Source organism: Pseudomonas sp. WS 5059, from assembly GCF_012985525.1.
Lineage (GTDB): Bacteria > Pseudomonadota > Gammaproteobacteria > Pseudomonadales > Pseudomonadaceae > Aquipseudomonas.
In genome coordinates, this window is record NZ_JAAQWO010000008.1 from 323,565 (window position 1) to 335,445 (window position 11,881).

Here is an 11,881-nt window from a genome sequence, read left to right on the forward strand (position 1 = left end):
AGCTCAGTCAGTCCCATAGGTTCACCATTTGCCGCTGCGGGGCGCTGGTTTGGGCTTCGGGCATGTTGACGACAAGGCCTTGCGGCAGGATTGGGCCGTGGTCGGCCAGGCCGGGGTTGGCTTCAAGGACGGCCTCGGTGACGCCTGCGGTGCGGCCGTAGAAACGCCAGCACAGGGCGTCGACCGTGTCGTTTTGATTGGCACGGATGGCGACGGCCATCAGATCAACTCCACGGTTGTGCGGGTTCGCCCGAGGAAGTCGCGCACGGCCCAGCGCAGGTCGCGGCGGTAGTCGTCGATGGTTGGGGTAACTTCTTCGGCCTTCTGGCTGCCGGCGTTGGTAGCGCTGTAGTCGCGGTGACGCTCGCAGACTTCGGCGCCGGTACCGGCCTCTATGGCCCGCAGGTAGAGGTGGGCTTTTACCGAAACGTCATTGATGCGATCACCTGGTACGTCGTCCAGCGTGGCGTGGCCGGCTGCTTGCTGAACTTCCCGCCATTCGGCCAGCTCGCGGTTGAGGTTGATAGCTGCAGAAATAACGGCGGTTTCCAGGCGGGCAGGGGTGACGCTGGAGTCGATGCGCAGGGTGGCGCGCAAGTGGTCCAGGTCAATCGACGGCCAGAAGGGGTTGGTGTTGATATGACCGCCGGCAACTGGGCCGCTGGCTACAAATGCGCTCATGGAACGGCACTCAAAAATAGGTCGCCGGTGGTCGGGGCTTCACGTTCAGGAGGAGCGGCCTGGCCGATCCGCCCCGAGCCGGCGGGGTGCGTGGGGACGCTCGGTTAGCTGCTTGGTGCAGCGTGTTTTTTCAGGAGGCGTTCGGCGCCGTCCAAATCCTTCTTGCCGCCGCAGCTGTCGTGCAGCTCGATGGCGCGCTTGAGCAGGTCGATACCGGCCTGAATCTGCCCCGGCTGGCCGGGTTCCTCTGCCGTGATGCCATGCACCGTGGCACGGCCTGTTGCCAGGTAGAGCTTGGCGCGGGCCTGGTCAGGCATATCCTCTTCGTCGGTCAGCTCAATGGTGCGATGCAAGATGCTCAGGTCGAACGTGCCGTTGGTTTTTTGCGCTTTCAGTGCTGCGGTGGCGATTTCTTCCGCTACCAGGCAACCGGTGGTGCGCTCGAAACGGTCGGGCATGATCAGCTTGTGCTTGAGCACGTAATCGGCAATGTCCAACGCACCGGCGTATTCACCGGCGTCGATCCGCCAAACCATGATGGTGGTCAGAACGTCATCCTGAGCGCCGTTGCCGCCCGCAAGTACGCCCTCGACATAAGGGACGTACTGAGGCAACAGCTGCGGCTTGAGCGCTTCCTTGGCGGCAGTGGACTGGATCGCCTTCAGGCGTAGCCGATCCTGTAGCAGCTGATTCAACTGGTGCTCGTAAGCGGTGGCACCGGCCATGGATTGCTGCGGTGCTGTTTTCGCTGCTTCCATGGCCGCGCGAGCGCGGCGTTGGTGGGCTTGGGCAATGCTGAGTGCCATGGGATTAACCCTCGCCGCCGGCGTCTTCGACTGGGGTGATGTTTTCCAGCAGGCAACCCAGGCCATATTCCTCGACCACGTACGCCTCGTTCGACGATTCGAAGTTGCTGACGCGGTTCCACTCCGGCTCTTCCTTGAGGTAGCGGCGGCGCCCGCCGATCTGCCAGTACACCGACAGGTTGGCGAATGTGGTGATGAGGATCGTGCCTTCGGGGATGTACGGCACCTCGTACAGCGGCAGGCCGCCGACGTGGCGTTGCGAGATGATCAGGTCGCTCGCCAGGGTGTTGGTCGCGTCCTGGTCCTTGTTTACCAAGGCCAGGAACTTGTCGTGCACCAGTTCGCGACCGGTCAGCACCACCAGGCCAGGGTTGCGGCGATACCAAGGGTCGAGCAGCTGGATAGCGTCGTAGACCAGGGCGTCGATGTTTTTGAAATCACCGGTTTTGCCGATGGTGATTTTGCCGGCGACAGCACCTTCCTTCAGCACGCGGTCGGGGGCGTGGGTGCGGTACTGCTGAAGCCAGCCGATGTTGACGTCTTCCAACAGCGGGTGCGTGGTGCGGTCGGTTTGCTCTGCGGCCGAAACGCCGTAGAAACCGATCTGGATGCGGTCGAGCGCCTGGCGTTGAGCAATAGCACTGGACAGGCGGGTCTGGAAGTCCGGGAACTTGGCCCAGGCATCGAGCTGTTTGTAGCTGACGAAGGTGTCGAAGTCGGTTTGTTCGGCCTTGTACTTGTCGCTCGACAGAGCGCCAATGCTGCGCGGTTCACGTTTTTTGACGTTGGTGTTGGTACGGCTGGCAACGGTGCCGCCCACGCCCAGGCCGACCTTTTCGCCTTCCTGTTCATCGACGCCGATGACGTTGACCTTGGTCAGGAACTCGCTTGACTCCTGAATCTTGGTTTCCAGGCGCTGCTGGATGGTTGGGTCGACGCTGAAGGTGGCGGTGGCCGATTCAACGCCGTTGAGCTGCGCGACCTGGCTGAGGTAGCCGGCAAAGAGTTTTCGAGTGTCGTTACGCATGGGTGTCTCCGATAGTGGGCTGGGCGGTGTAGGCCGCAGGTCAAAACTCAGCCAGGGCTTGGTTGCCGCCGCCGGTTACCGGTGGGCGCTGGGTTTGGGAGTGGTCTTGGGTCTTACCGAGGGTGGTTTTCAGGTCGACCAGGTCTTTGCTGAGCTGCTCAACCTTGGTGTTTAAATCGCCGGAGAATATCTTCTCGGCGGCCAGTTGCTCGGGCAAATCCTTGACGTGGTCGGCGATCGCTTCGACGGCCTGGCCGATCTGGGCGAACTCGGCATCGTCCTTTGCCTGCTTGCCGCCCAGGAGCGCCTGCACTTTGCTGAAGAGCTGAGCGCCGAGGCCGGGCTTGTCTTCGATTTCTTCAAATTGCAGCTCGGTTTCCACGGCCTCGGTGAACATCGAAGTGGTGGAGTAATGGCGATCCTTGAACGGGCTGGATTCAGGCTTTTGCGCGGAGAACGCCAGCACGTCTGTGCCGAGGCTGGCCGGTGAATCGGTCACTGCCAGTCCGACGATGTAGGCTTCGCCGGTGTCGGCGAAGCTGTCGTCGATCTCGATCGACGTGTAGATCTTCTGTTTGGCCTTGTTCATGGCGATCAGCTCAGGGGTCGGTTCGACCTGGACGAACAAGGCCAGCTTTTTGTGGCCGTGGATTTCTACTTCTTCGGTCTTGACCGCGAGCACATCACCGTAGGCTTTGAACGGACTGTCCGGCATCACGCTGCGGAAGTGCTCCAGCCAGATGCGGGCGCCGTAGGTGGACGGGTTGAAATTCTTCGCGGACTGTTCCAGCCAGCTGCGTTTGATGGTGCGCTTGTCGGAAGTAGCGCCCTCGACGGCGACGCGGAACCAGTTGCTGCGAAATTTCTTCATGTCGGGAATCCTCAATGCATAGGGCGCTTAATGCGTTGCAATGAGGGGCATGGTCGTGACGCGCGCGAGTTGCGGCAACGAGGCGGGATTGTAGGAAGGGCTATTACAAGAGGCGGCGCTACTGACTCGAAGGCATGGGCGGCAGCATCGCGGCCATGACTACGACCGAACTGCTCCCCATCGATCCCCGGCGCCAATCCAAGTTTCTGTATTGGATGGGCTGGCGTATCTGCGAGATCGCCGAGGCTACGGGCGAAAAGGAAAAAACGCTACACAGCTGGAAGGCCCGCGACGAATGGGACCGGGCCGACAACGTTGAACGGATCGGCGGGGCCTTGGAAGCACGTCTGGTGCAACTGATCCTCAAGGAGGGGAAGAGCAGCGGCGACTTCAAAGAGATCGACCTGCTGCACCGCCAGTTGGAGCGGCAGGCGCGCATTCAGCGTTTTCAGGGCGGCGGTACCGAAACCGAACTCAACCCCAACCTCGCCAAGCGCACCGAAGGCCCGAAGAAAAAGACCCCGAAAAACGACATCAGCGAAGAGCAGATCGAGCTGCTGCGCGAAGCATTTATCGACGGCTGCTTCGACTACCAGAAAGACTGGCACCGGGCCGGCAATCAGCGCACCCGCGTCATCCTCAAGAGCCGGCAGATCGGCGCTACCTACTACTTTGCCCGCGAGGCGTTTATTGATGCGCTGGAAACCGGGCGCAATCAGATCTTCCTGTCAGCGTCGAAGAACCAGGCCTACCTGTTTCGTGGGTACATCCAGGCGTTTGCCCGTGAGGTGATCGGTGTCGAGTTAACGGGCGATCCAATCGTACTACCCAACGGTGCCGAGCTGTTTTTCCTCGGTACCAATGCTCGGACGGCCCAGGGCTACCACGGCAACTTCTACTTCGACGAATTCTTTTGGACGTTCAAGTTTGAGGAACTGAACAAGGTTGCGTCGGGTATGGCAATGCACAAGAAGTGGCGCAAAACCTACTTCTCGACGCCCTCGACCATGGCCCACGAGGCCTACACCTTCTGGACGGGCGAACGCTTCAACAAAGGCAAGCCGGCGGCGCAACACACGAAGGTCGATGTTTCCCATGGCGCTCTCCAGCAGGGCCGTTTCTGTGAGGACCGGTTGTGGCGCCAGATCGTCACCATCCTCGACGCGGAGGAGGGCGGCTGCGACCTGTTCGACATTGAGGAGCTACGCCGGGAGTACAGCCCCGAGGCGTTCGCCAACTTGCTGATGTGCGAGTTCGTTGACGACGGCGCGAGCATTTTCCCGCTGACGGTGTTGCAGCCGTGCATGGTTGATAGCTGGGTTGAGTGGGCCGAGGACTACAAGCCGTTTGCTATGCGGCCGTTTGGTGATCGCCAGGTGTGGGTGGGTTATGACCCGGCGGAAACCGGCGATTGCTCGGGCCTGGTGGTCGTCGCGCCGCCGATGGTGCCAGGGGGCAAGTTCCGGGTGTTGGAGCGTCACCAGTTCCGAGGCATGGACTTTGCGGCCCAGGCCAGCGTGATCAAAGCCGTCTGCGACCGTTACTGGGTGACGTACATCGGGATCGACGTCACCGGCCTGGGTAGCGGCGTGGCGCAGCTGGTGCGGCAATTTTTTCCTAACGTCACCACCTTCAGCTACTCGCCAGAGGTCAAGACCCGCCTGGTGCTGAAGGCTTACGACGTGATCCACCGTGGCCGGCTGGAGTTCGACGCCGGCTGGACCGACATGGCGCAGTCGCTGATGGCTATCCGCAAGACCATCACCGCCGGCGGTCGCCAATTCACCTACACCGCCGGCCGCAACGACAACACCGGCCACGCCGACCTGGCGTGGGCGCTCTTTCACGCATTGCACAACGAACCGCTGGAGGGGCAGACCACTGCCAACACCGGTCGGATGGAGATTTTTTGATGTCGAACCGCCGCAGAAATACCAAGCAATTGGCCCAGGCCGCCACGGTTGCAACGCAGGAGTTTATTCCTCGCGGTGACAGCAAGATCGAGGCGTTCAGCTTCGGAGAGCCCACACCGGTATTGAGTGGCCGGGAGGTGTTCGATTATCTGGAGTGTTGGTTTAACGGGCGATGGTACGAGCCGCCGCTGTCGTTGGATGGCCTGGCGCGGTCGGTGGGTTCCAGCGTGCATTTGCACTCTGGGCTGATGTTCAAGCGCAATTTGTTGAGCAAGACCTTTATCCCGCACCGACTGCTGTCGCGGGCGGCGTTTGAACAGTTCGCCCTGGACTTCTTGTGCCTGGGTAACGGTTATCTGGAGGCTCGACGGTCGATGCTTGGCCCGGTACGCGAGCTGGTGCCGCCGCTGGCGAAGTACATGCGTTCGGGCAAGGACGGCCGGCAGTTCATGGTCCAGGGTTGGAAAGAAGAGCATGAATTTGAACCAGGCACCGTCTTTCATCTGCGGGAAGCGGATCTGCACCAGGAGGTGTACGGGTTGCCCGAGTGGATCAGTGCGTTGCAGTCGGCGTTGTTGAATGAGTCGGCCACGCTGTTTCGCCGCAAGTATTACGAAAATGGCAGTCACGCGGGCTTCATTTTGTACATGACCGATGCGGCGCAGAACGAAGCGGACGTCGACTCGCTGCGCAAGGCGCTGAAGGACTCCAAGGGGCCTGGCAATTTCCGCAATCTATTCGTGTATTCGCCGAACGGCAAAAAAGATGGCTTGCAGATCATCCCGGTCAGCGAAGTGACGGCCAAGGACGAATTCAACTCGATCAAAAATCAGACCCGTGACGACGTGCTTGCAAGCTTGCGCATTCCTCCGCAGCTGATGGGCATCGTGCCGCAAAACGCGGGTGGGTTTGGATCGATCAGGGAGGCGGCGCAGATCTATGCGGCCAATGAGCTGGAGCCGATTCAGGCTCGTATGTCGCAAGTGAATGAATGGCTCGGGGAGGAGGTTGTTCGCTTCAACCCCTATGCAGTTCCTGCGGGGGCCTAAACCCCTTGCGCAGCAAACGAGGAGTCAAACCTACGCGTCAACTGCGGCCCGTCCTTAGCCGTCAAAAAACTGGTTTTGACGTTCGCTTTAGCAGTAAATGCAAACGTATATCAATACCGTTCATCAAGAAAAATATGCGCCAGTGCATATTTTTCTTGATGTTTTTAACTGTGTTTATGTACAGTGTTTGTGTGCCTTGCTTTCTCCCTCTTAAACATCACTGATGCTGAGAACTGTCAGGTAAGGAAACCCGGAAATTCTGGTTTAAACATTTGACCAGGTTTATTTTAGTTAAGTTGAAAAGGAAATCGATATGACAGAAAAGAACATTCTTGTAAAAGTGCCTATTACTCCGCCTACGTCCGGTGGAACCGGTGGATTTACTTCTGGGGGGCCATTAGAAATCGGGCCTACTATTATCACCGCAGGGAAAATTCCAAAGTTTTCAATGTATGGAATGGGTGGGGGTTATGATAGTGATAATTCCCTTCGTGCCCACAATGAAAAATGGACACAGCTATTGGGATTTGATCCTGAAAATCGCCCTGGAGGTGCGCGTTGGGTTGGCATGGTAAGAGGGCCGCTTGGTGCGCAAGAGTCTAAAATCAAGCAGCAGTATGAAGCGGTGCTAAAAAATCAGGAAACTTTGCTAAAGGAAGAGATTGAAGAGTTAAAGGCAAGCAATCCAGATTCCGGTAATACGCCAGTTGAGAAACTTACGCATGAGCTGTCTTTGCACAATGCTCTGATCGCACAAAAGAGTGCCGATCTCCAAGAGCAGATTAAAGCAAGCGAAGTATTTTATGGTAGCAACCCTATTGGTAAGACACCTATTGATTTTGCCAAAGGTATGTCTCGTCTCCGTAGGCAAGGAGTGACCGCTGACGACGATATAATTTATGAGCGGCATAAGTCGCTGACAGCGGCTTACGAGGCAAAGCTGCTTGAAACTGCTATTGCAGCGTTAACTGCTAAGGCCGCAGGGGTTAAATCAGTGTTGGACGCTACTACAGCTGCTCAGCAGGCCCGTGTTGCAGCTGAGGCTATCGCGAAAGTCGCCGCAGAGGCTGCGGCTGTGGCAGAGGCGAAACGGGCGGCTGATGAGCAAGCTAAATATGAAGATGCTATTAAGGCCACCGCCAGCTTTTATGAAGAGGTAGCGGGTAAGTTTGGTAATAAGGCCTCTACGCTAGCGCAAGAGTTGGCAGAGAGCGCTAAAGGGAAAAGTATTCGCAGTGCCGATGAGGCATTTAAAGCATTTGATAAGTATAAGAGTATTTTGGATAAAAAATTTAGTGCTAAGGATTGGGATGCGGCAGCAAAGCAGATTGACTCAATGGATTTTGATGCTGTCGGTAAGGCTGCTGCCAAGTTTGGCAAAGGATTTGGATATGTAGGGAAAGCAATGGATGTTAAAGATGTTTATCTGGAAGTTAGTAAGGCTATGAGGTCTGGTGACTGGAAGCCAGCTTTTGTAAAGCTCGAAACTATTGGGCTTGGATTAGCTGCGACAGCCATAGTTGGGGTTGTCTTTGGGTTCGCAGCGGTAACGCCGCTGGGGATACTAGGGTTCGGAGCTTTAATGGCTTTGACAGGGGCAGTCATTAACGATACTACAGTTGAAATGATGAATAAATATTTTTCAACTATTTAAATGGGTGTGTCAGCACTACCCTTATGAGTAGTGCTGTTTTTTGAAGTGGGAAAATATTAGATATATTAATCCGAGGGGGATGGCAAAGAAAAAACAAAATAAATAAAAAACAGCGTATGCGCCATTTTTTCCTGAGGTTTCCATGAATAGTCCTCTGCTCCAAAATTCTTTTGTTGTGTAATGCAGAGCTATGTTTTCTATAAGTCGCTTTGAAAACGGGAAAAGAAGTGTATTTATCCCTGATACAATTGGGTGAAGAATTAGCTTCGGGGCTATTGTTACGCTTGAGCCCCAATCATAGTTGTAAACTGAAAGGCCGAAAAATAGGATTCCCCACATTAAGTTTTTTAAAAAATAATCTCTTTTCATATTTATTGCTCCCTAAGATTTTGCAAGTTTAAGTCATTGAAGTATCCTGTTAATTTACTAAAAAACAACGGTTTAGTGTACAAAAAATCCGCTTTCTCTATTTATTCCTATAAGGTCATGTTCAGCATCAACGCCAATCCTGACATAAGGCGAGTGTTCGCTTGAGTCCATTTTGAAATAGTGGAGCTTCTGTATAGCACGGCGAATCAGCAGCAAGGAAAGGCCGACGTCAGTGAAGAACTGGTGATCATGAATTGGGAGCCGGCAGCGTTGGAAGTGGTGTTCTGATCTGACGGCTACGCCAGGACAAAGGGCCACGCATGAGGTGGATTTTTGCTGACTGGAGATTGGCTTTCCCTGGGCAAAAGTCTGACCTGGAGTGATGAGGTTTCGCCCTTCGGCACTATGAAAAAAACCACTTAGATACAAAATTTTAAGGGCGCTCCTGCAAAATTTTTGGTTGTTCGTTACGGTGAATACAGGAATTTCAGGTGTAAAAGACTCTGTAGTCGCTGGCATCTGCTGGGGGGGGGCGCTTGGCCTAGGGACGTTGATGCGTCACAGGTCTGGCGAGGAAATTGACGTTCTACATTTTTGGGCTGTGATGTGCTCCAGCACCTGGCGCGCGCCGTCGTCCTCCCTCGCCTGACGACTAAATGTATCGAGTTTTTTGCACCCATCCTCATTCAGCCAGTCGCTCAAACACCCAGCATTTGATGATCCTTCCGGTTAGTCGACTGTGAACAGCATGGTTCTTGTGCAGGCAGCGGGGACTCTGGCTTTGCCACATGGCTTGGCGTAGGACGGTGTCGATTTGTAGCAATTGGCCGTTCTCGCTGAGCAAGCGTGTTAGCTCTCGTAGATTGACGGCCAGGGTATTTGAGCGAACAGCGTGGTTATAGTGCACGCCTTTGCCGTCGAGAAAAGTCAAAGCCTCCCAGAAGGTCTTAAGAACGTCCGGTACGTTGGGCGTGGTGAGACCTAAGCTGTCGATCTCTGGGGTAGGTAGGCCCAATGCATTGGACACGTCAGCCAGTTGCTGGTGAATAAGCGTGCGCAGCGCGGGATCACGAGTGCGATGGAGTTCTTTACCTAACACTAATCGAAGTCGGTGATTAGCAATGCGCGCTGAGGCTGTCGAGCGGTTTTCCAGTTGATAGCTGCCGGTCTTGCGCAGAGCTGGAAGTACCTCGTCGCAAACCCATGACTCGAACTGCTGAGCCTCCTCCTTCCGGCTTCTGATGATGAGCCTGTATAGGTTACCTTCATCAATGAATTGCAGCTCTTGCTTACCTTTTTCCGTTAGGGTGTCCGTTATACGGACACCCTTCTCGCGGCAGTTGTCGCTGATCACCTGTCTTGAGTTGCTGTAGCCGAGAATCGTGCAAATATCCTTAGCGCAAAACCAATGCTCTCCGTTCTCTTCTGTCACGACTCGCACCGGCAACGCTTCAAACTCAAACAGTATGGGCATGCTCATCGGTGCGTTCCTTACGAAGTCTTGTTCAGAGTGTGGCATCAAGCAGTTTGCCCAGCCTGGCTGCGATCGGCAACTCGGTCTACACCTGGCGCGCGCCGTCGTCCCCCCACCTCGCCTGCGGGCTAAATGGGTCGTTTTTTCTGCGCACCTGCGGACCATTCAATGCGGCCCAGGCTGAGGCTTTGCTCGGTGTTGTGGGGAGGTTAGAAGCCTGCGGAACCCTGCGAAGGAGGGTAGTTTTCGCAAAGCTCACAAGCGCGCATGGGCAGCCGGATTTCGTTGGTGCCTCGGGAAAAGGGTTAGGTTTTTTTTGAGTGGAGTGTGATTAGCTGGAAGCCTCGTGTTTGCTGGGCTTGAGACCTAACTTTGATGGGTTAGGTTGGGTTAGGTTAAAAGTTAGTGTTCTGTAACTATATGTTTTTAAAAGGATTAATATAATATATAGTTAACATCAATAAAGGTTAGGTAATTACCACTGCTAACCCAAAGCTAACTTTGCCAATCCTTCGCAAACCCGCACCACACAAGGCTTTCATAGTATCCCAAAAAAAACTAACCCACCTAACCGGTTTCCCTTGGGTCAACATGAAAATCCTGAATGTACCTAGACTGGGGGATCTACTGTCACCGTGTGCATGATTGCGCACTCTTCGGCCTTCTCACATTCACGCGCGCGGCCCTCTCCCGCGCAGCGTTAGATGTGGTCGGTTGCTGATTGGATTTATATAGGCACTAGCGATCAGCATTGCCTCGCTACAAGGCGCATGGGTTTAGCGCCAGGTGGGAGCAATCTGAGGAGGCGGGTGGTACAGAAGTGGTACGGGAGTTTTGGGTGTGCGCCGAAGGGCATGTATTACATGCCCTGTAGAATTAGCAGTTCAAATTCATCGCTGCTCTGTAGCTATAAAGCGCATGCTTCTGATGCTTTCTTAGCAAAATAGGAGATCTTAATTAATAGAAGTCTGTTCTTTTACGATGCATTGGTTTTCAGTCTAACTGTTGAGTGCTGCCAGCCAGCCCCCTGGGCAAAAATTTGTTCATCTACGGATATAAGGGGATGTATTTCTATCTCAGAAGTTTCAACTGGAATTTGCAAGCCGGCTGCGTGTAACAAACCTTCTACCTCTGTTTTCAGCTCAGGCAAAGCCAGTGGAGAAATTCGTACTGCGTGTACTAAAGTCGAAATGTCGATTGGGACAGTCTTGCCAGGCATAGAGTGAATCAGTCCATGTGGAATCTCTCTGAAAACGGCTCGGAATTCTTTTTCGTATTCAAACGAGATTCTCTTTGAGAAAAAAACGCTCGGTTCAGGATTGTATTGTTTTATCCAGAAGTTTGCGGTGTATCGGACCGAATTCAATTCGAGATTTGGCAGATTTTTTTGTTCAAGTTGAGATTTTAGCTGCTTCTGTGTAGTGCGTATGGCAATACCTGTGGCAGGGTCGTTGCAGTAGAGCTTCCACATAGCCTCAGACTCATGGGCGCTATTGTGCCAGCAACTTATATAGGTGTTGTTAGCTATGTCTCGCAACGTCTTAAGGTTCATCGCCATAAATCCGTCTAGCGGCATTCCGCCTCCGTGAGATTGGCAAAGCTTTCCTTGAGTATCGAGAAACCGTTCATGGCCGATTTTACCCCACGCATACTCCCCTTCGAATGGGTCTTCAAAGTAGCGGGCGCCGCAGAAGTATAAAGCCTGCTGCTCAACAAATCGTTTGAATTTTGATAAGTCCATATATCGCCATAGATACACAGTTATTCTCCTCGCAAGGGACTTCTAAATGAAACTAGCATGACATAATGCCGTCTTTTTTGCATGCTTACTAAAATTCCAAACCTTTATCTGTCGGTCAACGGCGATTAGTTTAAGTTTCGTTGTCTAAGGTAAATTCAAATCGCGGTATGTGAATCGCCCCTAGTTTCGTAGACACCTCCAAGCCTTAAAATGAGGCCCATTAGGAGGTGCCATGAGCAACCAGCGATATCCCGAAGAATTCAAAATCCAGGCGGTCAAACAAGTGACCGAAAAGA

Annotated in this window: 11 protein-coding genes and 1 pseudogene; 4 read left to right on the forward strand and 8 right to left on the reverse strand. The window is 54.2% G+C overall.

Translation table 11 applies throughout. The annotated features are described in order from the left end of the window. Nucleotides 1-7 precede the first annotated feature (7 nt). The 5 genes from HBO12_RS23765 to HBO12_RS23785 all read right to left on the reverse strand — a co-directional run bounded on the left by HBO12_RS23765 (nucleotide 8) and on the right by HBO12_RS23785 (nucleotide 3,385). The gene (locus tag HBO12_RS23765; protein WP_170043374.1) at nucleotides 8-220 is read right to left on the reverse strand and encodes a tail protein X; all 213 of its coding nucleotides are present in this window, start codon (nucleotides 218-220) and stop codon (nucleotides 8-10) included. Then, nucleotides 220-681 carry a head completion/stabilization protein gene (locus tag HBO12_RS23770; RefSeq protein WP_128592890.1) on the reverse strand — a complete coding sequence of 154 codons (462 nt, stop codon included), beginning with the start codon at nucleotides 679-681 and terminating at the stop codon, nucleotides 220-222. Before HBO12_RS23770 ends, HBO12_RS23765 begins: the two co-directional genes overlap by 1 nt. A gap of 104 nt (nucleotides 682-785) precedes the next feature. Then, nucleotides 786-1,487: a phage terminase small subunit gene (locus tag HBO12_RS23775; RefSeq protein ID WP_070994588.1), complete on the reverse strand. Its 702-nt coding sequence runs from the start codon at nucleotides 1,485-1,487 to the stop codon at nucleotides 786-788. A 4-nt stretch (nucleotides 1,488-1,491) separates the two neighbouring features. Then, nucleotides 1,492-2,514, reverse strand: a complete 1,023-nt coding sequence (locus HBO12_RS23780) for a phage major capsid protein, P2 family (RefSeq protein WP_170043375.1) — start codon at nucleotides 2,512-2,514, stop codon at nucleotides 1,492-1,494. A gap of 40 nt (nucleotides 2,515-2,554) precedes the next feature. Continuing rightward, nucleotides 2,555-3,385, reverse strand: coding sequence for a GPO family capsid scaffolding protein (locus HBO12_RS23785; RefSeq protein WP_170043376.1), 831 nt, complete (start codon nucleotides 3,383-3,385; stop codon nucleotides 2,555-2,557). 155 nt (nucleotides 3,386-3,540) lie between these two features. Between HBO12_RS23785 and HBO12_RS23790 the strand changes: the two genes are divergently transcribed. The 3 genes from HBO12_RS23790 to HBO12_RS23800 all read left to right on the forward strand — a co-directional run bounded on the left by HBO12_RS23790 (nucleotide 3,541) and on the right by HBO12_RS23800 (nucleotide 8,001). Next, a complete protein-coding gene (locus HBO12_RS23790; RefSeq protein WP_170043377.1) occupies nucleotides 3,541-5,298 on the forward strand; it encodes a terminase ATPase subunit family protein in 1,758 nt (585 codons plus the stop codon). Then, complete coding sequence (locus HBO12_RS23795) at nucleotides 5,298-6,347, forward strand: phage portal protein (RefSeq protein ID WP_170043378.1); 1,050 nt, start codon at nucleotides 5,298-5,300, stop codon at nucleotides 6,345-6,347. Before HBO12_RS23790 ends, HBO12_RS23795 begins: the two co-directional genes overlap by 1 nt. A 313-nt stretch (nucleotides 6,348-6,660) precedes the next feature. After that, nucleotides 6,661-8,001, forward strand: coding sequence for a colicin-like pore-forming protein (locus HBO12_RS23800; RefSeq protein ID WP_170043379.1), 1,341 nt, complete (start codon nucleotides 6,661-6,663; stop codon nucleotides 7,999-8,001). 21 nt (nucleotides 8,002-8,022) lie between these two features. On the opposite strand, the gene HBO12_RS23805 is transcribed toward HBO12_RS23800, so the two are convergent. After that, complete coding sequence (locus tag HBO12_RS23805) at nucleotides 8,023-8,370, reverse strand: colicin E1 family microcin immunity protein (protein ID WP_170043380.1); 348 nt, start codon at nucleotides 8,368-8,370, stop codon at nucleotides 8,023-8,025. Between the two features lie 111 nt (nucleotides 8,371-8,481). Between HBO12_RS23805 and HBO12_RS28480 the strand changes: the two are divergent. Then, nucleotides 8,482-8,658, forward strand: a pseudogene (locus HBO12_RS28480) (DNA adenine methylase); the annotation flags it as partial. Between the two features lie 394 nt (nucleotides 8,659-9,052). Here HBO12_RS28480 and HBO12_RS23810 read toward each other — a convergent pair. Both HBO12_RS23810 and HBO12_RS23815 read right to left on the reverse strand, forming a co-directional pair. Further along, entirely contained in the window at nucleotides 9,053-9,850 is a 798-nt protein-coding gene (locus tag HBO12_RS23810; protein ID WP_170043381.1) for a BRO-N domain-containing protein, read from the reverse strand. Between the two features lie 970 nt (nucleotides 9,851-10,820). Then, nucleotides 10,821-11,585, reverse strand: coding sequence for a DUF2971 domain-containing protein (locus HBO12_RS23815; RefSeq protein WP_170043382.1), 765 nt, complete (start codon nucleotides 11,583-11,585; stop codon nucleotides 10,821-10,823). Between the last annotated feature and the right edge of the window lie 296 nt (nucleotides 11,586-11,881).

Bases quoted from the DNA above. Each gene is read 5' to 3' on its own strand.
- HBO12_RS23780 (WP_170043375.1), bottom strand. From the start codon at position 2,514: ATGCGTAACGACACTCGAAAACTCTTTGCCGGCTACCTCAGCCAGGTC.
- HBO12_RS23785 (WP_170043376.1), bottom strand. From the start codon at position 3,385: ATGAAGAAATTTCGCAGCAACTGGTTCCGCGTCGCCGTCGAGGGCGCT.
- HBO12_RS23800 (WP_170043379.1), top strand. From the start codon at position 6,661: ATGACAGAAAAGAACATTCTTGTAAAAGTGCCTATTACTCCGCCTACG.
- HBO12_RS23805 (WP_170043380.1), bottom strand. From the start codon at position 8,370: ATGAAAAGAGATTATTTTTTAAAAAACTTAATGTGGGGAATCCTATTT.
- HBO12_RS23810 (WP_170043381.1), bottom strand. From the start codon at position 9,850: ATGAGCATGCCCATACTGTTTGAGTTTGAAGCGTTGCCGGTGCGAGTC.
- HBO12_RS23815 (WP_170043382.1), bottom strand. From the start codon at position 11,585: ATGGACTTATCAAAATTCAAACGATTTGTTGAGCAGCAGGCTTTATAC.
- HBO12_RS23795 (WP_170043378.1), top strand. From the start codon at position 5,298: ATGTCGAACCGCCGCAGAAATACCAAGCAATTGGCCCAGGCCGCCACG.
- HBO12_RS23775 (WP_070994588.1), bottom strand. From the start codon at position 1,487: ATGGCACTCAGCATTGCCCAAGCCCACCAACGCCGCGCTCGCGCGGCC.
- HBO12_RS23770 (WP_128592890.1), bottom strand. From the start codon at position 681: ATGAGCGCATTTGTAGCCAGCGGCCCAGTTGCCGGCGGTCATATCAAC.
- HBO12_RS23790 (WP_170043377.1), top strand. From the start codon at position 3,541: ATGACTACGACCGAACTGCTCCCCATCGATCCCCGGCGCCAATCCAAG.
- HBO12_RS23765 (WP_170043374.1), bottom strand. From the start codon at position 220: ATGGCCGTCGCCATCCGTGCCAATCAAAACGACACGGTCGACGCCCTG.